At 56.9% G+C, this 22788-nt stretch carries 21 protein-coding genes and 1 tRNA gene; 14 read left to right on the forward strand and 8 right to left on the reverse strand.

The genetic code is table 11. The features are described from left to right. Positions 1–4: 4 nt before the first annotated feature. Positions 5–1120 carry a glycosyltransferase family 4 protein gene (locus tag JYG33_RS18780; protein ID WP_347708954.1) on the forward strand — a complete coding sequence of 372 codons (1116 nt, stop codon included), beginning with the start codon at positions 5–7 and terminating at the stop codon, positions 1118–1120. A 265-nt stretch (positions 1121–1385) separates the two neighbouring features. Here the strand turns inward: JYG33_RS18780 and JYG33_RS16600 are convergent, their stop codons facing one another. Further along, entirely contained in the window at positions 1386–2774 is a 1389-nt protein-coding gene (locus JYG33_RS16600; protein ID WP_207873257.1) for a phosphomannomutase/phosphoglucomutase, read from the reverse strand. Between the two features lie 128 nt (positions 2775–2902). Between JYG33_RS16600 and JYG33_RS16605 the strand changes: the two genes are divergently transcribed. Then, entirely contained in the window at positions 2903–4318 is a 1416-nt protein-coding gene (locus tag JYG33_RS16605; RefSeq protein WP_207873258.1) for an FAD-binding oxidoreductase, read from the forward strand. 21 nt (positions 4319–4339) lie between these two features. Beyond that, positions 4340–5026 carry a phosphatase PAP2 family protein gene (locus JYG33_RS16610; RefSeq protein WP_207873259.1) on the forward strand — a complete coding sequence of 229 codons (687 nt, stop codon included), beginning with the start codon at positions 4340–4342 and terminating at the stop codon, positions 5024–5026. 164 nt (positions 5027–5190) lie between these two features. Here JYG33_RS16610 and fahA read toward each other — a convergent pair whose 3' ends face one another. The 6 genes from fahA to mutM form a co-directional block, all read right to left on the reverse strand. Beyond that, positions 5191–6516 (reverse strand): fumarylacetoacetase, encoded by a 1326-nt coding sequence (gene fahA / locus JYG33_RS16615; RefSeq protein WP_207873260.1) that lies wholly within the window; start codon positions 6514–6516, stop codon positions 5191–5193. After that, entirely contained in the window at positions 6513–7817 is a 1305-nt protein-coding gene (hmgA, locus tag JYG33_RS16620) for a homogentisate 1,2-dioxygenase (protein WP_207873261.1), read from the reverse strand. Before hmgA ends, fahA begins: the two co-directional genes overlap by 4 nt. Positions 7818–7832: 15 nt before the next feature. Next, positions 7833–8042, reverse strand: coding sequence for a DUF2783 domain-containing protein (locus JYG33_RS16625; RefSeq protein ID WP_207873262.1), 210 nt, complete (start codon positions 8040–8042; stop codon positions 7833–7835). Beyond that, positions 8030–9703 (reverse strand): FAD-dependent oxidoreductase, encoded by a 1674-nt coding sequence (locus JYG33_RS16630; protein ID WP_207873263.1) that lies wholly within the window; start codon positions 9701–9703, stop codon positions 8030–8032. The genes JYG33_RS16625 and JYG33_RS16630 overlap by 13 nt, the downstream gene beginning before the upstream one ends. A 24-nt stretch (positions 9704–9727) precedes the next feature. Beyond that, positions 9728–10684: an MBL fold metallo-hydrolase gene (locus JYG33_RS16635; protein WP_086069418.1), complete on the reverse strand. Its 957-nt coding sequence runs from the start codon at positions 10682–10684 to the stop codon at positions 9728–9730. 165 nt (positions 10685–10849) lie between these two features. Next, complete coding sequence (mutM, locus tag JYG33_RS16640) at positions 10850–11677, reverse strand: bifunctional DNA-formamidopyrimidine glycosylase/DNA-(apurinic or apyrimidinic site) lyase (protein WP_207873264.1); 828 nt, start codon at positions 11675–11677, stop codon at positions 10850–10852. A gap of 122 nt (positions 11678–11799) precedes the next feature. Here mutM and JYG33_RS16645 point away from each other — a divergent pair, with 122 nt between their 5' ends. The 11 genes from JYG33_RS16645 (at position 11800) to JYG33_RS16695 (ending at position 20879) form a co-directional block, all read left to right on the forward strand. Continuing rightward, positions 11800–13545: a tetratricopeptide repeat protein gene (locus JYG33_RS16645; protein ID WP_243430210.1), complete on the forward strand. Its 1746-nt coding sequence runs from the start codon at positions 11800–11802 to the stop codon at positions 13543–13545. Next, positions 13542–14138 carry an outer membrane lipoprotein LolB gene (locus JYG33_RS16650; RefSeq protein WP_207873266.1) on the forward strand — a complete coding sequence of 199 codons (597 nt, stop codon included), beginning with the start codon at positions 13542–13544 and terminating at the stop codon, positions 14136–14138. Before JYG33_RS16645 ends, JYG33_RS16650 begins: the two co-directional genes overlap by 4 nt. Positions 14139–14158: 20 nt before the next feature. After that, positions 14159–15097 (forward strand): 4-(cytidine 5'-diphospho)-2-C-methyl-D-erythritol kinase, encoded by a 939-nt coding sequence (ispE, locus tag JYG33_RS16655; RefSeq protein WP_207873267.1) that lies wholly within the window; start codon positions 14159–14161, stop codon positions 15095–15097. 5 nt (positions 15098–15102) lie between these two features. Further along, a tRNA-Gln gene (locus tag JYG33_RS16660) sits at positions 15103–15179 on the forward strand. A 105-nt stretch (positions 15180–15284) separates the two neighbouring features. Next, positions 15285–16235: a ribose-phosphate pyrophosphokinase gene (locus JYG33_RS16665; RefSeq protein WP_042483022.1), complete on the forward strand. Its 951-nt coding sequence runs from the start codon at positions 15285–15287 to the stop codon at positions 16233–16235. A 97-nt stretch (positions 16236–16332) separates the two neighbouring features. Next, a complete protein-coding gene (locus JYG33_RS16670; protein ID WP_207873268.1) occupies positions 16333–16932 on the forward strand; it encodes a 50S ribosomal protein L25/general stress protein Ctc in 600 nt (199 codons plus the stop codon). Positions 16933–17060: 128 nt separating this feature from the next. Next, positions 17061–17657 carry an aminoacyl-tRNA hydrolase gene (pth, locus tag JYG33_RS16675; RefSeq protein ID WP_207873269.1) on the forward strand — a complete coding sequence of 199 codons (597 nt, stop codon included), beginning with the start codon at positions 17061–17063 and terminating at the stop codon, positions 17655–17657. Between the two features lie 3 nt (positions 17658–17660). Continuing rightward, on the forward strand, positions 17661–18479 hold the full coding sequence (locus tag JYG33_RS16680; RefSeq protein WP_207873270.1) for a CPBP family glutamic-type intramembrane protease: 819 nt from the start codon (positions 17661–17663) through the stop codon (positions 18477–18479). Positions 18480–18609: 130 nt separating this feature from the next. Then, positions 18610–19701, forward strand: a complete 1092-nt coding sequence (ychF, locus tag JYG33_RS16685; RefSeq protein WP_207873271.1) for a redox-regulated ATPase YchF — start codon at positions 18610–18612, stop codon at positions 19699–19701. A gap of 177 nt (positions 19702–19878) precedes the next feature. Then, positions 19879–20031 carry a hypothetical protein gene (locus tag JYG33_RS16690; RefSeq protein WP_243430354.1) on the forward strand — a complete coding sequence of 51 codons (153 nt, stop codon included), beginning with the start codon at positions 19879–19881 and terminating at the stop codon, positions 20029–20031. A 71-nt stretch (positions 20032–20102) separates the two neighbouring features. Then, on the forward strand, positions 20103–20879 hold the full coding sequence (locus tag JYG33_RS16695; RefSeq protein ID WP_207873272.1) for an aminoglycoside adenylyltransferase domain-containing protein: 777 nt from the start codon (positions 20103–20105) through the stop codon (positions 20877–20879). Between the two features lie 89 nt (positions 20880–20968). On the opposite strand, the gene JYG33_RS16700 is transcribed toward JYG33_RS16695, so the two are convergent. After that, a complete protein-coding gene (locus JYG33_RS16700) occupies positions 20969–22582 on the reverse strand; it encodes an ABC-F family ATP-binding cassette domain-containing protein (RefSeq protein ID WP_207873273.1) in 1614 nt (537 codons plus the stop codon). Positions 22583–22788: the final 206 nt, after the last annotated feature.

The raw sequence follows: 22788 nt of genomic DNA on the forward strand, positions 1-22788 counted from the left end.
GCGCATGTTGATGTTTGTGGTCAACAACCCGGCGTTTTTCCTGTCGCACCGTTTGCCTTTGGCTCTGGCTGCACAGCGTGAGGGCTATGACGTACACGTGGCCACCATGGACGGTCCGGCGGTTGCCGAGATTGAGCGTCACGGCCTGCAACACCATGCTTTGCCCATGACACGTAGTGGGACCAATCCTTTGCAAGAGTTGCAAACCATCTGGGCCTTGTGGCGCTTGTTTCGCCGGGAGCGGCCTGAGCTGGTGCATGCGGTCACGATCAAGCCTGTTTTATATGGTGGAATTGCGGCTCGCTTGGCCGGTGTGCCGGGTTTCCTGGCGGCGGTTTCGGGGCTGGGCTATGTGTTTACCAAGCGCGACAAGTCATTTGATCCGGTACGCTGGATTGCTTTGCAGCTATACCGCATGGCCTTGGGACACCCTAATAGCCGTGTGATTTTCCAGAACAGCAATGACCGTGATGTCTTGCTGGAAGATCGCGTCGTCAAACGCGATCAGTGCATCCTGATTCGCGGTTCAGGCGTAGATCTGAACGAGTTTCAAGCCCTTCCAGAGCCTGAAGGCCCACCCGTCGCCTTGATGGTGTCGCGCCTGCTGGTGGACAAGGGCGTACGAGAGTTTGTCGAAGCAGCACGCATCAGTGCCGCTGCAGGCAGCCCGGTCAAATGGGTATTGGCAGGTAGCCCGGACCCTGGCAACCCGGCCAGTATCAGTGAGCAGGAATGGCAGAGCTGGAAAAAACAGGGTGTGGTGGAGTGCCTGGGCGAGCGTAGCGATATTGCTCAGCTTTATGCTCAATCGCATATTGCCGTACTGCCTTCCTACCGTGAAGGTTTGCCCAAATCGCTGGTTGAGGCGGCCGCTTGCGGGCGCGCAGTGGTGACGACGGATGTGCCTGGCTGCCGGGATGCGATTGATCCTGGTGTCAGTGGTGTACTGGTGCCGGTGCGTAATGCGCAGGCTTTGGCGGCAGCCGTGATGGAACTGGGTGAGGACACGGCTCGTCGTCAGACGATGGGGGCTGAAAGCCGACGATTGGCGGAAGAGGCTTTTGATATTGGCCGCATTAGCGAAGCCCATCTGGATCTGTATCAGTACTTGAGCCGCTAAGGTTGTAGCTGCCTTGGCCCCAGGATCAAGGCAAAAAACGGGCTGAACTGCCTGCTGTGACTTGGGGTTGAATCCAAGATTTCAGTGACAGTTCAGCCCGTTTTTTTACCGCCGGGCCGCACTAAGGCTCGGCGTCCCCGGTAAAAAGCGCCCTCGGGGGGGGGGCAGCAAGCCAAAGGCGCGTCGTGGGGGCATTTTTTTATACTGCGCTAGAGATTAGAAACCAGCAAACAGAGATGCTGGGTTCTAGCGAGTTTTCTCTGCCTTAGAAAGGCAAAGCGGCGTCTGGCTTGAGGGCCAGCAATGCCGCCCGGAATTCTGCCTGAATGCGGTCCAGCGCCTCCTGGGATTGGGCTTCAAAACGCAGCACAATGACTGGTGTGGTGTTAGAAGCACGGGCCAGACCGAAACCATCCGCGTATTCGGCACGTACGCCATCAATGGTGTTGAGCTGATTGGCGCTGGGGAAGCGGCCCTCTTTTTGCAGGCGGGCAATCAGGGCATGTGGCTCGCCTTCGGCCAGAGGCAGTTTCAGTTCTGGCGTGGACAAGTCTTGTGGTAAGGCTTCCAGCACGGCGCTGGGGTTGTCACCGCGCGAGAGAATTGCCAGCAAACGTGCCCCGGTGTACAGGCCGTCATCAAAACCGTACCAGCCTTCCTTGAAGAACACGTGGCCGCTCATTTCACCAGCCAGAGGGGCGCCCGTTTCGGCCAGCTTGGCCTTGATCAGCGAATGGCCGGTTTGCCACATCAACGGCTCACCCCCGGCCTTGGCCACTTCCAGGGCAACGTGGCGACTGCATTTCACGTCAAAAATAATGGTGGAACCGGGCTCGCGCTGCAAAATATCGCGCGCGTACAGAATCAACTGGCGATCTGGCCAGATGATCTGACCGGAGCGTGTCACCACACCCAGACGGTCGGCATCGCCATCAAAGGCCAGGCCTACTTCGCAGTCCGTGTTTTGAACATGGGCGATCAGGTCCTGCAGATTGTGCGGCTCGGCGGGATCGGGGTGATGGTTGGGGAAGCTGCCATCGACATCTTCAAACAGCATGTCCACGTCGCAGCCCAGGGCCTTGAACAGACGGGCCGCGACCACACCACCCACGCCATTGCCACAGTCCAGGGCAATCTTCATGGGGCGGGCCAGCTTCACGCGCTCGGCAATCGTGCTGACGTACTGGTCCAGCAAATCTTTCTTGTGGCCTGTGCCCGCTTGGGCAGCAGGTTCAACACCCGCCTGCATACGCTGTTTCAAGGCTTGAATGTCGCTGCCGTGCAGCGTTTTACCGGCCATCATCATCTTGAAGCCGTTGTAGTTGGATGGGTTGTGGCTGCCTGTAATGGCGACGCCTGAACCGGTTTCCAGCACATTGGCCGCAAAATAGACGACAGGAGTGGGCACCATGCCCAGATCTACCGTGTTGACCCCACCGGCCTGAATCCCTTTTTGCAGCTCGCGTGACAAGGCGGGGCTGCTGTGGCGGCCGTCATAGCCCACCACCAAAGTCTGTACACCCTGTTCACGGGCCGAGGCTGCCAAGGCTAAACCCAATTGATAGGCGAAGGCCGGGTTCAATTGTTCGGGAACCGTGCCTCGAATATCGTAGGCCTTGAATACAGCGGTCGGTAGGGCAGGGGTTTGGGTCACTGTCGCGTCCTGGGTAGATAAACAAAGAAGCAGTTTAGCGCGAATGCCATTGGCTTTCGTGAGTTACCATTAAGAGCTGTAGCGCGACAGCAAGAGCGCCTGATTGTTTTTCTTGAGTGGCTTGGGTCATGACTTTTCTAAACGAACTTGAACAGCGTATTGGTCAGCAACATGTGTTGACCGGGCAATCCATGCAGCAGTATCTGGAGGATTGGCGCGGACGCTATACCGGTACTGCCCTGGCGGTGGCCCGGCCTGCGACCACAGAGGAAGTCGCCCAGGTCGTGCGCTTATGTGCCGAGCACCGGGTGCCTATCGTCCCCCAAGGCGGCAATACCGGGCTGTGCGGGGGCGCGACCCCGGATAACAGCGCGACTGCACTGGTCCTGTCTCTGGAGCGCCTGAACAAGATTCGTAGTGTGGACACCGATAACGACACCATGGTGGTGGAAGCAGGCTGCATTTTGCAAAACGTGCAGCAGGCCGCCCGCGATCATCAGCGTTTGTTCCCCTTGAGCCTGGCCGCAGAAGGTAGCTGCACCATTGGCGGCAATCTGGCCACCAATGCGGGCGGCACACAGGTACTGCGTTACGGTAATGCCCGTGACCTGACTCTGGGTCTGGAGGTGGTGACTGCGCAAGGTGAAATCCTGCATGGTTTGCTGGGTCTGCGTAAAGACAATACCGGTTACGACCTGCGCAATCTGTTTATTGGTAGCGAAGGCACGCTGGGCATTATCACGGCAGCCACCATCAAGTTGTATCCCCAGCCTGTGGCAGCGTGCACGGCTTTGCTGGCCTTGAACACGATTGAAGATGCCGTACAGGTGCTGGCCCTGGCACGTCAGGGTCTGGCCGCTTCCTTGACCGGCTTTGAGCTGATTGCAGGCAATTGCTTGCAAGCTGTGCTGCATTGCTACCCCGATCAACGCATGCCTTTCCAAGGTCCAGCAGAAAAGGCCGCTTGGTACGCCTTGCTGGAGTTGTCGGATAGCGAAAGCCTGGAACATGCTCGCGAGCGTTTTGAAACGGTGATTGGACAGGCGCTGGAGCAGGATCTGGTGCAAGACGCAGTTATTGCCGAGACCATCGCACAAAGCAAAGCGCTCTGGCATTTGCGCGAAAGCATCCCGCTGGCTGAAAAGGCCTATGGGAAAAGCATCAAGCATGATGTGTCCATCCCCGTGTCGGTGATGTCCCAGTTCGTGCACGAGACTGACAAGGCCTTGCAAGAAGCCTTCCCCGGTCTGGAAAACGTGACCTTCGGGCATTTGGGCGACGGCAACCTGCACTACAACGTGGCACGCGGCACGGCTTTTACGGAAGAAGAACTGTTGCGGCGCCAGGACGAGGTCTATGCCTTGGTGCATGACAGCGTGCACCGCTTCAATGGTTCCATCAGTGCCGAGCATGGCGTGGGCCAGCTCAAGCGTCAGTTGTTGCCACGTTATAAAGACCCTGTCTCCCTGGCCTTGATGAAGCAAATCAAGGTGGCACTGGATCCTTTGGGGATCATGAACCCCGGTAAAGTTTTGCCTGATTGATTGAAGTTATCTGGTATTTAGATGTTTTTTCGCCCTTATATCCTTGGTAGTGCCGTCTTGTTTATTGTTTTGGGAATAGTCGCGTCGGTGACGCTGGGTTCGGCAACGGACCTGTCACTCAGCGCTTATTTCTACGACCCTCAGGCTCAGGACTTCCCCTGGCGTTTGCAGCCTTTTGTCGATTTGTTCGGACGCAAGCTGGTCTGGTTCGTTCCTTTTGGCGGCGCTGTTATCTGGACGATAGTGGCCTGGCGGCAAACCAGGGGCTCTCGCCGCCAACTGGCCTGGGCGGGGGCGGCCTTCTTCATGGGCAGCGGCCCTTTGTTGATTGGCGTGTTGAAACATCTCACTGCCATGCCACGACCTTTTAATCTGGCCATGTTCGGTGGCACAGAGTCCATGCCCACCTACTTTTGGGCTCACTCCTGGGCTGAAGCGGGCAATGCTTTGCCCAGTGCCCATGCCGCATCCGGCTTTGTGCTCTTGTCACTGTTTTTTGTGGGTGTCCTGATCGGCTGCCGCAAATTGGCGGCCTGGGGCTTTGTGCTGGGTATCAGCGCAGGCTTGCTATTCGGCTTTTTGCGCATCATGCAGGGCTACCATTTTCTTAGCCAAGTCCTGGCGTCTGGCGCTGTCCTGGGGCTGTATGGCTGCGTGCTGTTTTATATCTTGTGGTCTTGGGCCAGACACAAGCAATTGCCCGCCTAGCGGCTCTCTGAATCTGGAAAAGGGGGCTTCAAGCCCCCTTTTCTGTTTTTACGAGCCCCACTGCGATAGGTTTTACGTAAAAACACCCCGAAGCCAGAGAGCGGTTTCGGGGTGTCGTTTACAGGCAAGCTTATCTTGCCAATCAGACCCTCGCGGGCCTGAGCTTAAAGAACGGCAGGCAACACACGACCGGCACATTCACCAAAAGACAGCGTGGGATAGCCATCTTGACGGCATTGGCCCTTCAAAATGATCTCGTCCTGATCTTCCAGGAATTTGCGCTGTTCACCCCAAGGCAGATCAATGGGGTTCTTGCCGCCCTGGTTCATCTCCAGCAAAGAGCCTTCCTGACCTTTGGCCGGGCCGGACAAGGTACCGGTACCCAGCAGGTCGCCGGTTTGCAGATTGCAGCCGTTGACGCTGTGGTGCGCCACCAGTTGGGCCACAGTCCAGTAGGCTTCCTTGAAGTTGCTGCGCGAGAGCAGAGCGGGGTCTTTCTTTTGCTGACGGGACTGCTCGGTGCTCAGATACACCTCCAGCTCCACGTCCAGAACACCGCCGTCCAGATTCGCCTGATCTTGCAGATAGGGCAAAGGTTGTGGGTCAGACTCGGGGCGGCTGAAGGGGCGACGGAAGGGGGCCAGAGCTTCCAGCGTGACTACCCAGGGAGAGATGGTAGATGCAAAGTTCTTGGCCAGGAATGGGCCCAGAGGCTGGTATTCCCAGGCTTGCAGATCGCGCGCCGACCAATCGTTGAACAGGCACAGACCGAAAACGTGCTCGTTGGCTTCACCGATAGGGATACGGCGACCCGCCTCGTTTCCCTTGCCGATCAGAATGCCCATTTCCAGCTCGAAGTCCAGGCGCTGGCAAGGGCCGAAATTCGGCGTTTCCTGACCTTCAGGTGGACGAGTTTGCCCAATTGGACGCGGGAATTGCTGACCAGAGACTCCAATGCTGGACGCACGGCCGTGGTAGCCGATGGGCACCCATTTGTAATTGGGCAGCAGCGGGGCATCCGGGCGGAATTGCTTGCCGATGGCCGTGGCGTGGTGCACGGAAATGTAGAAGTCGGTGTAGTCGCCAATCTGCGCGGGCAGGGCGTACTCCAGCTTGCTGCGTTCGATCAGCATGGGACGCAGGCGCGATTCGGCGGACGAGCCTTCGCGCAGATCGTGAGACAGCGCTGCACGCAAGGCGCTCCAGTGTTCCTGCCCCAATGCCATCAAGGGATTCAAAGCCGGTTTGACGCAAGCGGCCAAGGCTTCAGCCGCCTTGCCTTTCCAGGGGGTATCGCAGGCCAGCAGGCCCAGGTCCAGCGCGTAAGGGCCAATGGCCACCATGACGCGGAAGTCCTCCTGATTGTCACGGCGACGGGCCACGGCAAAGGGCAGATTCTGGATGGGGAAACCGTTGTCGGTCTCGTTCGCGCCGGGCACCCAGCTTTGCAGCTTGGGGTCGTGTGTGTCATTCAGATAAATACGGGTCATGCCTTTTGTTCCGTAGAGAAGTGTTTTTCCAATCCGTCCCAGACGGCATCGTAATTGGCCTGCAGGCTGCTGCTTTGCAAGGCTTGTGGCGAGGGGCGGATGACTTTGCGGGTCTCGAACATAAAGGCCATCGTACCGCGCAGATAGTCTGCCTTGCTCAGATCCGCACTGCTGGCCTTGTCAAAGGTGCTGGCATCGGGGCCGTGCGGGCTCATGCAATTGTGCAGGCTGGAGCCGCCAGGAGCAAAACCGTCGGCCTTGGCATCGTACACGCCCTGGATCAGGCCCATGAACTCGCTGGCGTAGTTACGGTGGAACCACGGTGGGCGGAAGGTATTTTCCATGGCCAGAATGCGAGGCGGGAAAATCGCAAAGTCCAGGTTGGCGGTGCCGGGGGTGTCGGATGGCGAAGTCAGCACGCTGAAAATGCATGGATCGGGGTGATCGTAGCTGATCGAGCCAATCACATTGAAGTCGCGCAAATCATATTTGTACGGTGCGTGTGTGCCGTGCCAGGCCACAACGTCCAGTGGCGAGTGCGTCAGTTGGGCGACCCAGAAGCCACCCGTGAATTTGGTGATCAGCTCGTGAGGTTCGCTGACATCTTCGTACCAGGCAACCGGGGTTTTGAAATCGCGGGCATTGGCCAGACCGTTGGAGCCGATGGGGCCCAGTTCAGGCAAACGCAGGGGAGCACCGAAGTTTTCCAGCAGATAGCCACGAGCGGTATCGTCCAGCAACTCGACCTTGAAGCGCACACCGCGCGGCATGACAGCAATCTCGCAAGGCTCGATCTCCATGATGCCCAGTTCGCTGACCAGACGCAGGCGGCCGTGGTCGGGAACGAACAGCATTTCGGCATCGGCGTTGTAGAACACGCGCCGTCCCATGGACTGGTTGATGGCGTACAGATGGATGGCAATACCGCTTTGCGAATCACTGCTGCCATTGCCTGCCCAGGTGTGCACCCCAGCCAGAAAATCTGTGGGGGTGCTGGGGTGGTTCAAGGGGCTCCAGCGCAAACGATTGGGATTGGCTGGGCCCTGGCCGAAATCTTCATTCCAGTGAGGAGCACCTTCAAAAGCCGTAAACGCACCTTGTTTGGCGCTGGGACGAATGCGGTACAGCCAGGAGCGGCGATTCTCGGCGCGTGGCGCGGTAAAGGCCGTGCCGGACAACTGCTCTGCATACAGGCCGTAGGGGCAGCGTTGCGGCGAATTGCGTCCAATCGGCAGGGCACCGGGCAGGGCCTCGGTGGCAAAGGCGTTACCAAAACCAATCTGATAATTCAAAGAGCTCATCGTGGGTCTCCAGATTCAGGCAGCCTGCTCCAGGCAGGTCTGGCGGGCGGCGTCCAAGGCTTGCTTGATCACATCCAGCGAGCCGACATGATTGCACAGCAAGAGCACCAAAGCAGCATTCATGGCATGGCTTTGTGCCGTGCTCAGGCCTTGGTGAGCATCAATCAACATTTGGTAGAAATCATCAGCCCGTTCCAGGGGGGTATCGGTATTCAGTGTAGGCATGAAGCACTCTCCAGGAAATGGCCACAGGCTTTGTGTACGGCAGCCTGGACAGCATGACCATCCAGATGACGCCAGCGGGCGCACAGGTGTTGGTCGGGGCGAATCAGATAGCAGGTGCCGGGCTGGGCGTCATAACGCTGGCGCAGCATATCCTGGCTGTCGATCAGGCCACCTTGGGCTTGTTCGGGGCTAGTGCCAATAGGCCAGACGCGCACGCGGCTTAACAAGCCCTGGGCAATCAGCTCATCCACGGCTTCGGGATGGCTGACTTGGCTTTCACCAAACTCCAGCAGCGTAAAACCGGCACCCAATTGACCCAGCCACCAACCTTCCTGACCGTTTTGTTCGATAGGCGCGTCGGGCACGCACGCACCCAGTGGCGTGGAATTAGGAGCAAATTTGTGTTCGTCAGCCGTATTCAAGGGGCTGTCCGGGTAGGCGCTAGGCAAAGACAGGCGACCGCTATTGACCAGCACACGGGCAAAGGCGTGGCGGCGAGCCAGAATCAGGGCGGCATCACGGAACAGGCGGCTAATTTCGCTTTTGGGGGTGATGAAGTCGGTCGAACGGCTGGAGTGGCGAATATTCTCGTCCGCGGCCAATTCACGTTCATGGCTGTAGCTGTCCAGCAGGCTGTCGGGAGCCTGGGCATTCAGAACCAGATTCAGCTTCCAGGCCAGATTGTCGGCGTCCTGGATGCCGCTGTTGGCACCGCGTGCGCCAAAAGGCGATACACGGTGGGCCGAATCACCGGCGAATAGAATACGGCCATGGCGGAAGCGCTCCATGCGCTCGCAGGCAAAGGTGTAAATGCTGACCCATTCCAGCTCAAAGGGGGCGTCGGCACCCAGAAGGGCGCGAATGCGGGGCAGCACGTTTTCTGGTTTGACGGCGTCAACCGGGTCGGCATCCCAGCCCAATTGAAAGTCGATACGCCAGACATTGTCCGGCTGGCTGTGCAGCAGAACAGATTGATTGGGATGGAAAGGCGGGTCAAACCAGAACCAGCGCTCGGCGGGGAAGTCGGCCTGCATGCGTACGTCTGCAATCAGAAAACGGTCTTTGAACACGCGTCCGCTGCTGCTCTCGCCCAAGGCACGGCGAATGGCCGAGCGCGAGCCGTCGCAGGCCAGCAGCCATTCGGCTTCCAGTGTGTAATTGCCTTGCTGGGTTTCTACATCCAGATGCACGCCTTCTTTCTGATTCACCACGTTCAGCACTTTATGGCCGGAACGCAGCTCGATCAGGGGCTGGGCGCAGACGGCTTCGTACAGATAGCCTTCGCAGTAGTACTGCTGCAAATTGATAAAGGCGGGGCGCTGGTGGCCTTCTTCGGGCCGTAGATTAAAGCTCCAGACTTCCTGGTTGCGGAAAAAAACCTTGCCCACATTCCAGGACACTCCTTTGTCCATCATGCGTGAGCCCACGCCTAATCGGTCCCAGATATCCAGAGTGCGTTTGGCAAAGCAAATGGCCCGTGATCCTTTGGACAGACTGGTGTCATCGTCCAGGACCACGACCCGGTGGCCTTTGGCCGCCAGGTCCAGGGCCATGGTCAGCCCCACCGGGCCCGCACCCACCACCACAACAGGGTGGCGGGTATGGCTGGCTGGTGGAGGCGCTTGCGTCAGCTCCAGGGTCTGGTAATTAATGTCTCCCATTTTCTTTCTCCCTGGTCTTGCGTCTTACTGGCCTTCGAGCTGTTTCCACATTTCCAGATCGCGCTCGGCGGTCCAGATGCGTGGGTCTTCGTGGCCGTTCACTTCGTCGTAGGCACGGGACACGTCAAAGGGCATGCAGTGATCAAAAATGACCCAGTCTGCGTAGCGAGGCTTCATGAAATCGTAGGTTTCGCGGTAAATGGTCTTCAGATCTTTACCGGCGGCTGCGCCTTGCTGCACGCTGGAGTACAGGTCTGTCAAAAACGCGCGTGTGCCAGCCAGGGCTTGGCGCACTTCGGTGGCGTTCTTCAGGGCAGGGCCACGGCCAGGCACCATTTGTTCGGCTTTGAAGTCGCCCAGGCGGTCCAGTGTGCGGGGCCATTCGCGGAAGTAGCAGTCGCCTGCGTATGGGGTGGATTGGTATTCAACCAGGTCACCGGCAAACAGGATTTTTTGTTTGGGCAACCAGGCAATGGTGTCGCCCTTGGTGTGGCCACGGCCCACTTGCATCAGGTGCACTTCCAGATTGCCCAGGTCTACCGTCATGTGACCTTCAAAGGTCATGGTGGGCCAGGTCAGGCCGGGCGGAATGGATTCGGCGTTGCGGAACAGGCGGGGGAAGCGGCCAATTTCGCTGGCCTTGTCTTGCTCGCCACGTTCCACGATCAGGTCGTAAGTATCGCGGCTGGCCAGGATTTCCTGAGCATCGTAGGCCGAGGCACCCAGCACGCGTACCGCGTGGTAGTGCGACAGCAAGACATATTTGATGGGTTTGTCGCTGACTTCGCGGATGCGGCGAATCACGTCTTCGGCCATGACAGGCGTGGCCTGGGTGTCGATCACCATAATGGCCTCGTCACCGATGATGATGCCCGTATTCGGATCACCTTCAGCCGTATAGGCGTAGGCGTTGTCGGACAGTTTTTCAAAGGCAACGACTTTGTCTTCCAGGTCGTTATGCGAGGCGAAGGACTTGCTCATGAAAATGACTCCACAGTCGATAGGGATGGCGTCAGATTAGTTTATGGCGAATCAGTTAGATATAGGTGAATACCTGAATAGGGTAGGGACAATTGAAAAATGCAGACGAGCGCCTGCCTGCCGTATTTGGCATCAGGCGCTTTATAGATAGAGAGGGAAGGGAGGCTAGCGGCGCTGGCAGCGCGAGCAGTAATAGGTCGCGCGTTGGCCTTGGACTATCCGTTTGATAGGCTGTTGGCAGCGCGGGCAGGGTTTGCCGACACGCTCATAGACATTGGCGTAAATATCGAAGTAGGCGCCCGGTTCGCCGCTGGCGTTGACGTAATCGCGCAAGGTGCTGCCGCCAGAGTCCAAAGCGGATTGCAAGGTGCTCAAGACAGCCGCATGCAGCTTCTCGCAACGGTGTAAAGAAACTTCGCCAGCAGGCAGTTCCGGGTGGATACCGGCTAGAAACAGGGATTCAGAGGCGTAGATATTGCCCACGCCCACCACAATCTTGCCGCCCAACAGAGCTTGTTTGATGGCCACCCGTCGCCCTTGCAAATGCCGGTGCAGATGTTCGGGCGTAAACAAAGGATCAAAAGGTTCGACACCTAAAGTACGTAGCAACGGGTGGTTTTCCAGAGGGCCGTCCCTATGGGCGTGCCATAATATCGCACCAAATCGTCGTGGGTCGTGCAGCAGGAAGCGGGCCTCATCAAAGATCCATTCCGCATGATCATGTTTGCGGCGCTCTTCATCCAGGGCCACACGACGCAAGGAACCGGACATGCCCAAATGGATGATCTGGACGCCTTGTTCAAAATGCAACAACAAGTATTTGCCGCGACGCGTGCAGTTCTGGACAGCCTGGCCTTCAATCCATTGCGGCAAAGAGGCAGGCACGGGCCAGCGCAGACGAGGCTCGTGAACCAGGAATTGCCGGACAATTTTTCCCTGGATAAGCGTCGCAATTCCGCGACGAGTTGTTTCAACTTCTGGCAGTTCAGGCATGGGGGGGTGATACCATCAACAAATCTGATTCCTTTATTGTGCCACCGGGCGTTTTATCGCACGTATCACGGCACGGGTTTTTCTGGATGAATGCTCTGACCTTAGCACTAAAGCTGGGCCTGATGTCGTTGCTTGCAGCGGTTTCGGTGCAAGCACAACCATCACTTCCCATACTCAAGGCGGAGCCGCCTGCTGACAAGATCCGTTTGCGCAGTGGGCAATTGCCTTTGGTCGGCCTGACCCCGGATATTCTGTATCGCATTCTGGTTGCCGAAGTGGCTGCTTCGCGTGGTGAATACGACGTTGCCAGCCAGACCTTCCTGTCCTTGGCGCGTGACACCAGCGATCCTCGTCTGGCTCAAAATGCCTTTCAATACGCCATGGCCGACCGTGATCTGGGCCGTGCCTTGCGAGCTGCCAAAGAGTGGGCTTTGCTCGCTCCCAATGATCCCGAAGCTAAAGCGACAGCTCTGGCCCTGGAAGCTTCCAGCGGTCAGACCGAAGGCTTGGCCGATGCCTTGTGGCTGCGTATCTCTCGCGCCCAGGATAAAGAGCAGGCCGTAGTGCAAGCCATGAGCATGGTCAGCAAGATGGTGGATCGCCGTCTGGCGCTGGAAGTGCTGGACAAAGCTCTGCAGCAACCGGTGCGCTCATTGCCTATCGCTCGTTTAGCCTTGGCCGATACAGCCTGGAGTGCTGGCGACATGGCGCGGGCGGACCGTGAGGCGCGTGAAGCCCTGAAACTGGACCCGCATTCTGAAGCCGCTGCTCAGCGTGTGCTGGAATACGGAATCAAGATTGATCCTTCGGCTGCCTTGCAAAGTGCGCGTACGTTTGTGCGAGCCAATCCGGACAGCCGAAAACTGCAACTGCTGCTTGCTAATCGCTTGGTGGAGCGTCAGCAGTTTGACGAGGCCCAGGCCATTGTCACTGCTTTGCAGCGTGCCAATCCCGAAGATTTTGATTTGCTCTATACCCAGGCCGAAATTCATATTCGCGCCCAGGAGTTTGATCAGGCCCGCCAACTGCTGGAGCAATATATTGCCGTTCAGCAGCAGCGCCGCCAGTCTTTGAATGATGCCGTCAGCACGGCCTTGGCCAGTATTTCTGAAGCCCGCTTGTCCCTGGTACAGATTGCTGAAGCCCAAGGTGACATGAATGAGGCCATTCGTCAGTTGGATCTGATTGAAGAGCCAGCCTTGCGCTTTCAGGCTCAGATTCATAAAGCTGTCTTGCAAGCCCGCCAGGGCAACTTGCCCCAGGCGCGTCGTACCCTGGAAAACTCCCGCCCGCGCGACATGAGTGAGCAGGTCGTGGTGGCCTTGACCTATTCCTCTATCTATCAAGATAGCGGCCGTACGGATCAGGCGTTGGAAGTGCTGGAGCGTGCCGACCGTGAGTTGCCTGATAGCGCCGAGATCAAATACAACCTGGCCATGCTGTACGAGCAGCGCGCCAAGCACGATCAGTTTGAAACCTTGATGCGTCGCGTCATTGAGTTGCGCCCGGATCATGCCAACGCGTATAACGCCTTGGGCTATACCTACGCAGATCAGAACCGTCGCATGGATGAGGCGCAGGACTTGCTGGAACGCGCCATGGAGCTGGAGCCGGACAATCCCTATATTCTGGATAGCGTAGGCTGGTATCTGTTCCGTATTGGTGACTTGCAAGCGGCACTGGAATATTTGCAGCGTTCTTACGAACGTCTGCCTGAAGCCGATGTGGCGGCTCACCTGGGTGAAGTCTTGTGGGTGAAAGGCCGCCGTGATGATGCTCTCTTGGTATTCCGGGCAGGCTTGAGCAAAGATGCGGAGAACCGCACATTGATGGAAACCATTAAGCGCCTGGGAGTGCCGCTGCCGTGAGTATCTTGAAACAGCGAGTTTGGTCCCGAGCAGGGGCCCTGGCCTTGGTGGCTTTGCTCAGTGCTTGTGCGACTCCTCCCAAACCTGAAATTGGCGGCGCTACCGATGCAGCGTCTGCGGCATCGACCTTGTCGCGCTCCGGCCGTTTTGCACTGAGCGTGACTCATTCCAGCTCTCAGGTGGAGGCCGTGCAGGGTGGATTTTCCTGGCGCGATGATGGTCACAAGCTCATGCTGGACTTGAGCAATCCTCTGGGTAACACCTTGGCGCGTGTCTGGGTCTTGCCCGGCCAGGCCATGCTGGAGCGTACGGACGGCAGCCAGGAAGTGGCTTCCCATCCCGATGCTCTGGTTGAACAGGTTCTGGGCAGTCCCGTGCCTGTCGCTGGCCTGCGTGACTGGCTGCATGGCCGCACGGGTAACGCCCCGGTTCAGAGCGAACGCCGGGATGATCAGCAAAAGCTGAACAGTTTCGAGCAGTCTGGCTGGCGCGTGACGCTATCGCGTTACGACGAGCAGGGGCCGCGCTTGCTGCAACTGAATCGTCATGAATCCAGCCGCTCTATCAGTGTGCGTCTGGTTGTGGATCAGTAAAGCCCGAGCAGGTTTGTGTAATGGCGCTCTATCACGTCCCGGCTCCGGCCAAAATCAATCTGTTTTTGCATGTCACGGGCCGTCGAGACGACGGCTACCATTTCCTGCAAACGGCCTTCCGTTTTGTTGATCTGAATGACTACCTGAGCTTTGTGCCGCGCAGTGATGGTCAGATCCATCGGGCACACAGCACCTTAAGCGATGTAGAGCCCGAACAAGATCTGGTCATCAAAGCCGCCCGTGCCTTGCAGCGGGCGACCGGGACCCATCAGGGCGTGGACATCTCTTGCATCAAGAACATTCCTTCCGGTGCAGGCATGGGAGGAGGCTCCAGCGATGCGGCTACCACCTTGATCGCGTTGAACCGCTTATGGGGGCTGGGTCTGAGCCGTCAGGCCCTGATGGATATTGCCTTGCCCTTGGGCGCCGATGTTCCCGTATTCGTATTTGGGCAGGCCGCTTTTGCCGAAGGGGTAGGCGAGCAGTTGCAAGCTATTCAGATGCCTCCCCGGGATTACCTGATCATCCGGCCACCACAATTTATATCCACCGGGAAAATATTTAGCTCCGAATGCTTGACACGTGATGAGAAACCTATCACAATGACGTTCTTTACTGATTGGCAAGAAAAATTCTGGCAAGCCAAGGACAACAATCCTTATTTTGGCAGAAACAATCTGGAGTCAGTCGCATTCAGTCTTTATCCTGATTTAGAAAATTTAAAACAGGGTTTGCAAAGTTTAAAATTGAATGCTAGAATGACGGGCTCAGGTTCTTGTTTGTTTGTTGAGTGCAGAGACAAACAAAGTGCCATGAACGGTCAAGTTGAAATTGACCGAAATAGCAGTAAAATAGATTTTTCTGGTAGCACAGAAATAAGTGGTGATAAGTTGCTGGTCGAACAAACTTGGGTTTGTTCTGGATTGCAAGATCATCCACTACGCTACTGGATTAAGTAAGTATTTGGGGAATCGCCAAGCTGGTTAAGGCACTGGATTTTGATTCCAGCATGCGAAGGTTCGAATCCTTCTTCCCCAGCCACCTTTCAGGCCTAGCCTGCGATAATGTAAAGCTGTTGAGTCGTTGCCTTAACGAGGTCCCGATCAACAGCTTTGCTTTTCCTGCATCAAAAATCTATCTCCCATCATGGCACAAGACCGATTCATGATCTTCACCGGCACGGCTAATCCTCGCCTTGCTGTCGATGTCGTCAACCACCTTGATATGTCGCTGGGGAAAATGACGGTGGGTCGCTTCTCTGACGGGGAAGCCATGGTTGAAATTAACGAGAACGTGCGCGGTCGCGATGTTTTTGTTCTGCAACCCACCTGCGCTCCCACCAACGACAATCTGATGGAAATCATGGTGATGGTCGATGCCTTGCGCCGTGCTTCGGCCGGTCGCATCACTGCTGCCATCCCTTACTTTGGTTACGCCCGCCAGGATCGACGCCCCCGTTCGGCGCGTGTGTCGATCTCTGCCAAGGTCGTAGCCAATATGTTGCAAGTGGTTGGTGTTGATCGCGTCATGATGATGGATCTGCACGCTGACCAAATCCAGGGTTTCTTCGATATCCCTGTCGACAATATCTACGCTTCCCCCATTTTGCTGGGCGATATCTGGCGCTGTAACTACCAGGACATGGTGGTTGTTTCGCCTGACATCGGCGGTGTAGTGCGCGCACGTGCACTGGCCAAGCAACTGGAAGTGGATCTGGCTATTATCGACAAGCGCCGCCCACGCGCCAACGTCTCCGAAGTCATGAACATCATTGGTGACGTCAACGGACGCACCTGCATCCTGATGGATGACATGGTGGATACGGCCGGTACGCTGTGCAAGGCGGCTGAAGCGCTGAAAGAGCGTGGTGCCAAGGCGGTTTACGCCTACTGTACGCACCCAGTGCTCTCGGGCGAGGCCATCGAACGTATTACGCATTCTCAATTGAACGAGCTGGTTGTGACGGACACGATTCCTTTGTCCGCCAAGGCCCGCGAGTGCAGCAAGATCCGCCAACTGTCCTGTGCAGCACTGTTGGGCGAGACTATCTTGCGTATCTCGAACGCCGAGTCCGTCAGCTCCTTGTTCACTGACTAAGTTTTTTTAGCGTGTGCTGGTCGCGGCACACGTCAACTAGGTAGGCAACTACCGTTTTTTCGCAGTGATCTGATGATCCTGCAAATTGGAGTTTTCCATGAAATTCACCGCTACGTCGCGTGATGTACAAGGTACGAGTGCGAGCCGCCGCCTGCGTCACGCTGGCCGAGTTCCTGCTATTGTTTACGGTGGCGAAGAACAGCCCGTCGTGATCTCTCTGGATCATAACGAGACTTACCACAACCTGCGCAAAGAAGCCTTCCACGCTTCCATCCTGACGATGGAACTGGACGGTAAAGCTGAAAAAGTGCTGTTGCGCTCGGTTCAGTGGCACCCATACAAGCAGCAAGTTCTGCACGTTGATTTCCAACGCGTTCTGGCTTCGCAAGCCATCACCACCAAAGTTCCTTTGAACTTTGAAGGTGGCGATGTGTCCCCAGCCGTCAAGCTGAGCAGCCAAGTTATCAGCCACATCCTGACCGACCTGGAAATCACCTGCTTGCCAGGTAACCTGCCTGTGTCCATCACTGTGGACCTGAGCGGCATGACTGCCAACGCCAACTTGCACCTGGACAGCATCAAGCTGCCACGTGGTGTGACTTACGCTGGCAACGACGCCAACCCTCTGCTGGCTGCTGCTCTGCCAGTTGGTGGTGGTGCTGCTGTTTCGGAAGAAACAGAAGAAAGCGCCGAGTAATCAAGATTGCCTGCTGGCTTCGGTCGGCAGACAGCTTGGCGAATCAACCCCTGTCAGCGTATGCTGGCGGGGGTTTGTTATTTGTGCCTGCATCCTTGCCGATGTAGCTGCTTCCTGCGAAAACATTCATGTCTGAGCCTATCCGTTTGATTGTCGGCCTGGGTAATCCTGGCCCCGAGTACGAAACCACCCGTCACAATGCGGGTTTTTGGCTGGCAGACCAGTTGGCCGATGATTTGCATGCGACGTTCAACCTGGAAAAGTCCTTTTTCTCCTGGGTGGCCAAAGCGCGTTTTGAAGGTGAAAACGTCATCATCGCCAAACCCATTACCTTCATGAACAAGTCCGGGCAAGCCGCCGGTGCTTTGATGCGTTTTTACAAGCTCAAACCCGAGCAAGTGCTGGTCTTGCATGACGAGCTGGATTTGCTGCCCGGTCAGGTGAAGATGAAAAAAGGCGGTGGACACGCTGGGCACAACGGCCTGCGCGACATTCAGTCCGCGTTTGGTACACCGGATTTCTGGCGTTTACGCCTGGGTATCGGTCATCCCCGTACCTTGGGGCTGGCCCAGCAAGTGGTGAACTTCGTGCTGCATACCCCCCGCAATGAAGAATTGCGCGAGATTGAAGACGGTATGAACCGTTGCCGCATCATGATGCCTGCTTTGCTGCGTGGCGACTTTGAACAGGCGACCCGCCAGCTTCACGCGCCGCAGAAGGCCTGAAGCATGACGCCAGCGCCAAGCAGCCAGATGCGTTTCCGGGACGAACTCAAAGATTTTTTCCATTTTCTGCGTCATCCCCGTAGCGCCCGGCGCTTGCCCGGCAGAGTGCAAGGAGATGGCTGGTATCTGGATTGGTTTGCTCCCTTGCCCTGGAAGCGCATGCTGCAATGGGCGGGCATGCTGTGGCTGATTAACGCTCTGGTGCTGGGGCCGATTGCGGTCTCCGTAGCAGGAGTAGGCGGTGCTCAACACCGGCTGGACCCTACTAATATTCCTTGGGTACAAGCCATCATCTGGGCACCCATCGTGGAAGAGCTGGTTTTCCGCTTTGTACTCCGACGGCCATCACAATGGCTGACGGTAGTCCCGCTGGCGGTGCTCTTGATGTTCCAGGGCCCAAGCTGGTTCATGCAGGCCTTGCTGGCATTGGGGCTGGCGCTATGGATTAGCCGTTACACCGGCCTGTCTCGTACCGCCTTACCCGCAGGAAGTCCTTGGTGGCGCAAGCTCCTGGCGGCCTTGCAAGGGCGAGCCTGGCGATTTTCCTCCATGCGGCGTTATTGGCGCTGGTTCCCCTGGGTGTTCTACGGCATGACCCTGGCCTTTGGGGCGCTGCATTTGTATAACTTTCAGCTCAACAGCACGAGCTGGTTCTTGTTGCCCATGCTGGTACTACCCCAATGTATGACGGGTCTGGTACTGGCCTGGCTGCGCGTGCGTCGCGGCATTGGCGCGTCGATTGTGTTGCACGCCATCTTCAATGGCGGTCCGGTCTTGCTGATTATTGGCTTGCTCAAGCTCTTTGACGGCATCCCCGTCTAAGCAAATCGGCATCTCCACGCGCTATCCTGTGTCCCCGGCACGACTGTTCTGAGCCGTCTGCAGGCCCTGCAGCGCCCAAGGGCGCTACAATAGCGCATCGTTTTATAACTCTTTGATTTTCAGGATACTCATGGCACTGCAATGCGGCATCGTTGGCTTGCCCAACGTTGGTAAATCCACTCTGTTCAACGCTCTGACCAAAGCCGGCATTGCGGCTGAAAACTACCCCTTCTGCACCATCGAACCGAACGTCGGTGTGGTCGAAGTTCCTGATCAGCGTTTGCAAGATCTGGCCAAGATCGTGAATCCCGAGCGTATTCTGCCTGCCGTGGTGGAATTTGTAGACATTGCTGGTCTGGTCGCCGGTGCATCCAAGGGCGAAGGCCTGGGTAACCAATTCCTGGCCAACATCCGCGAAACCGATGCCACCGTGCACGTGGTGCGCTGTTTTGCCGATGACAACGTGATTCACGTTGCCGGTAAAGTGGACCCCCTGGCTGACATCGAAATCATCAACACCGAATTGGCATTGGCTGACTTGGGTATCGTGGAAAAAGCGGTACACCGCAACCAGAAGCTGGCCCGCTCTGGCGACAAAGACGCGACCAAACTGGTAGCCTTGCTGGAGCGTATTGAGACAGCCTTGGGTCAAGGCAAGTCCGTACGTTCGCTGAAGCTGGACGAAGACGAACTGTTGCAGATCAAATCCTACGGCTTCATCACCGCCAAGCCCACCATGTACGTGGCCAACGTGAAAGAAGACGGCTTCACCAACAACCCCCACCTGGAAGCCGTGCAGAGTTACGCTGCTGCTGATGGCGCTCCTGTTGTGGCCGTATGTGCTGCCGTCGAAGCCGAAATCGCCGAACTGGACGACGCCGACAAGATCGAATTCCTGTCCGATCTGGGTATGGAAGAACCTGGCTTGAACCGTGTAATTCGCGCTGCCTACAGCTTGCTGGGCCTGCAAACCTACTTCACCGCAGGCGTCAAAGAAGTTCGCGCCTGGACCATCCGCGTGGGTGACACCGCCCCTCAAGCCGCTGGCGTGATCCACACCGACTTCGAGCGCGGCTTCATTCGTGCACAGACCATCGCTTTTGACGACTTTGTAGCCTGCAAGGGTGAGCAAGGTGCCAAGGAAGCGGGCAAGATGCGCGCTGAAGGTAAGGAATACATCGTCAAAGATGGCGACGTGCTGAACTTCCTGTTTAACGTCTAAGCTTCTTGCAAGTGGTGTAGATGTGGCAGGCCCCTGCTATCAGGCGCCTGCCATTTTTCTGCCATTATCTATAATACTTAGTGTTATAGATTCCGCTTGAGACTGTGGTGAGAGTTTTCAAAAAGCGCATGGTTCGAGCGGGTTGCCCGTAAGCAGGGCATTGCAGATCTGGCACTTCTGGATGCAGTAGCGCGAGCCGAGCGTGGACTTGTCAGTGTGGGTGAAAAAGTGACGTTCAAGAAGGTAGTCACGTATGTGTTTGGCTTGTCAGAAGCCCATTCAAGCAATCGCCTGATCATCCCCCCGCTGCTTGTTCAAGCAACATATTAGTTTAATAAACCGGTGCTTCCCTGCTCGCCCCGATTGTGTCGCTAATACTGTTTTTGAAGAGATCTTGTTGAATGCTGGATTTAGAAAACTCGAACAGCCAGTTGCAGGCTGTCTTGGCGCTTGTGCAAAAAATCCTGAACCTTGATTTGCAAGCTCTCTATCTGCACGGTTCGGCTGTGGTTGGCGGGCTCAAGCCACAAAGCGATCTGGATATATTGGCGGTGGCCGATGCTCCTTTGTCAGACACACAGCGTCAGGAGTTGATTGCGGCTTTGTTGCCTGTCTCTACCCCCCATCCCGCTACGCCGGGTGGTCCGCGTTGTATCGAGCTGGTGGTGTGTCGTCTGGCTGATCTTCAACGCAATATGCATCCGGCCAAGGTGGAGTTTATCTACGGCGAATGGTTGCGGGATGCTTTCAACGAAGGCTACTTGTCTGAAGCCGCCGCTGATCCGGAATACACATTGCTTCTGGCTCAGGCTTGCCAGCAGGCGAAGTTGTTGTGGGGGAGGGATGTGCTGGCTGAGGTTCCCGCCACGCCGATTGAGCATATACGCCAGGCAATGCGGGATGGCGCAGAGCCTTTGTACGAAGGGCTGCGGGGAGACGAGCGTAATGTTCTGCTGACCCTGGCACGGATGTGGCGCACAGGCGTGCACGGGGACTTTGTGACTAAAGAGCAGGCGGCAGCGTGGGCTATTCCCGAGCTGCCTTTGGACCTGGCCAGGACGTTGGAATATGCGCGTCTGGCTTATATCGGTGAGGTGGTTGACCGCTGGGATACAAGGGGCGAGGACGTAGAGCGCTTGGCACAGGAGTTACTTGGGAACCTTAAGCAGTCTTTGTAAGAGTTCGCCCTGAATTTGGCCCTCGGACCCACCGCCATCAGTGGTTGCCGTCCAGATAGCGGGGGGAGTGCCACTTATGTTTTGCGCCGCTACCAAGGTAGCAACCTCCAGCCTTCTTCACTAAATTCCAGCCGTTCCGTTAGCCCAAGGTTGTTCATGAAGGCATCGTCATGCGACACCACCATCAGCGTGCCCTGGTAGCTGCTCAACATGGTTTCCAGGGCCAAGGTGGAAGGCAGATCCAGGTGGTTGCTCGGTTCATCCAGAAGCAGTAATTGTGGCGGGGGATCAGCGTACAGGACGCAGGCCAAGGCGGCTTTCAGACGCTCGCCACCACTTAAGGCCCCGCTGGGGCCGGTGACTTTTTGGGCATCCAGGCCCAGTTGCGCCAGACGCATGCGCAGGTCCCCTTCACTACTTTTGCGGTTGACGGCTTGGAGCTGCTCCAGCACGGTTTGTTGAGGATTCAGATCAGCCAGACCTTGGTCCAGATAAACATGCTGTAGCACTACTTTGCAGATACCTGCCACGGGTTCCAATTGGCCTGCGATGAGTTTGAGCAAGGTGGACTTCCCGCAGCCGTTTGGGCCGATCACGCCGACGCGTTGCTGAGCACTCAAGAGCAGATTGAGGGGGGGCTGCTGCGTCGGGACAAACGGCAAGCTCACCTCATCCAGCTCGACGATTCGTTGGCGTGTCTGTGGCATCACAGGCAGGGCATGCAGATTAATGGCCGTGTCTTTATCGATCAGCTCAGCCGCCTCATGTACGCGCTGCGCCAGTTGCTTTTGAGCCGTAACATGTTGCTGACGCAGTTTTCCGGTGGTGGTTTCACTGCGGCCTTTTTGCCTGTCCAGCAAGATTTTGGCCTGATTAGCTTGTTTGCCTTGTTGATTGCCGCGTGCCTGTCTACGTTCCTGCCGCTGGCGCTGCTCTTGCATGGTGTGCTCGGCTCGTTGGCGCTCCAGTTTGCGGTGCTCCAACTGGTCCATGGCGCTTTGCTGTTCCAGTGCTTTCTGTTCGGCGTAGTGGCTGTAGTTGCCGCCATAGCTGCGCAGTCCCAGGGAGGACAGTTCCACAATCCGTTCCATTGTGTCCAACAGTTGACGGTCATGGCTGATAACCAGCAAGCCGTGGGGCCAGTGTCGTAATTGCTCGATCAGGGCAAGTCGGTTGTCGCGATCCAGGTGGTTACTAGGCTCATCCAGGATCAGGAAATCTGCCTGAGACAGCAAGGCATTGATGAGCGAGACCCGCATGGCCTGACCGCCACTTAGGGTATCGGCAGGCGTCTCTGCATTCAGATGTCCCAGTCCATTGCGTTCCAGCGCCTCTTGCAGTTGCTGCCGAATATCCCAACGGTCTTCGACCAGATTGAAATCTTCGACTGCGCTACTGCCTGCTTCAATCCGGGCAAGGGCATCCAGGGTGGGACCTATGCCCGCCAGATCAGCTACGCGCAAACCACTGACAGAGCTAACTTGCTGCGCCAGATAGTGCACTTTGCCCGAGCGTAGGCACCGCCCGCTGCTGGGCTGAATCTGCCCGGCCAGGATTTGAGCCAGAATGGTTTTGCCCACGCCATTGCGTCCGACCAGGCCTGTACGCCGCGAGTCGAAGGTTTCGTTCAGTTGGGTAAACAGAGTCTTGCCTTGTGGCAAGGTATAGGAGACGCCTTCCAGCGTCAGATAAGGATTCGTCATACGTGATGCTTCCATTAATGCCAAGAACTCCCCCTGCGTGATGGGGGCTGGTGGAGACTGGCCGTCGAAGGGACGGCGGCATTAGTGGCGCATTGGACGAATACCTCACGGGAAATGAATCGAAGTCACACTATAAAAGCATTTGGCTGTTGGGGCAAAGGGCTTGGCCCGCTGGTGGGGCAGGGTGTGGGGTCTGGATCACTACT

Origin of the sequence: Alcaligenes sp. SORT26, assembly GCF_017377875.1 — a bacterium.
GTDB lineage: Bacteria > Pseudomonadota > Gammaproteobacteria > Burkholderiales > Burkholderiaceae_B > Alcaligenes > Alcaligenes parafaecalis.

Bases quoted from the DNA above. Each gene is read 5' to 3' on its own strand.
- mutM (WP_207873264.1), bottom strand. From the start codon at position 11,677: ATGCCTGAACTGCCAGAAGTTGAAACAACTCGTCGCGGAATTGCGACG.
- ychF (WP_207873271.1), top strand. From the start codon at position 18,610: ATGGCACTGCAATGCGGCATCGTTGGCTTGCCCAACGTTGGTAAATCC.
- JYG33_RS18780 (WP_347708954.1), top strand. From the start codon at position 5: ATGTTGATGTTTGTGGTCAACAACCCGGCGTTTTTCCTGTCGCACCGT.
- fahA (WP_207873260.1), bottom strand. From the start codon at position 6,516: ATGACCCGTATTTATCTGAATGACACACACGACCCCAAGCTGCAAAGC.
- JYG33_RS16665 (WP_042483022.1), top strand. From the start codon at position 15,285: ATGGCACAAGACCGATTCATGATCTTCACCGGCACGGCTAATCCTCGC.
- JYG33_RS16605 (WP_207873258.1), top strand. From the start codon at position 2,903: ATGACTTTTCTAAACGAACTTGAACAGCGTATTGGTCAGCAACATGTG.
- JYG33_RS16610 (WP_207873259.1), top strand. From the start codon at position 4,340: ATGTTTTTTCGCCCTTATATCCTTGGTAGTGCCGTCTTGTTTATTGTT.
- JYG33_RS16700 (WP_207873273.1), bottom strand. From the start codon at position 22,582: ATGACGAATCCTTATCTGACGCTGGAAGGCGTCTCCTATACCTTGCCA.
- JYG33_RS16670 (WP_207873268.1), top strand. From the start codon at position 16,333: ATGAAATTCACCGCTACGTCGCGTGATGTACAAGGTACGAGTGCGAGC.
- JYG33_RS16635 (WP_086069418.1), bottom strand. From the start codon at position 10,684: ATGAGCAAGTCCTTCGCCTCGCATAACGACCTGGAAGACAAAGTCGTT.
- hmgA (WP_207873261.1), bottom strand. From the start codon at position 7,817: ATGAGCTCTTTGAATTATCAGATTGGTTTTGGTAACGCCTTTGCCACC.
- JYG33_RS16630 (WP_207873263.1), bottom strand. From the start codon at position 9,703: ATGGGAGACATTAATTACCAGACCCTGGAGCTGACGCAAGCGCCTCCA.
- JYG33_RS16625 (WP_207873262.1), bottom strand. From the start codon at position 8,042: ATGCCTACACTGAATACCGATACCCCCCTGGAACGGGCTGATGATTTC.
- pth (WP_207873269.1), top strand. From the start codon at position 17,061: ATGTCTGAGCCTATCCGTTTGATTGTCGGCCTGGGTAATCCTGGCCCC.
- JYG33_RS16645 (WP_243430210.1), top strand. From the start codon at position 11,800: ATGTCGTTGCTTGCAGCGGTTTCGGTGCAAGCACAACCATCACTTCCC.
- JYG33_RS16680 (WP_207873270.1), top strand. From the start codon at position 17,661: ATGACGCCAGCGCCAAGCAGCCAGATGCGTTTCCGGGACGAACTCAAA.
- ispE (WP_207873267.1), top strand. From the start codon at position 14,159: ATGGCGCTCTATCACGTCCCGGCTCCGGCCAAAATCAATCTGTTTTTG.
- JYG33_RS16695 (WP_207873272.1), top strand. From the start codon at position 20,103: ATGCTGGATTTAGAAAACTCGAACAGCCAGTTGCAGGCTGTCTTGGCG.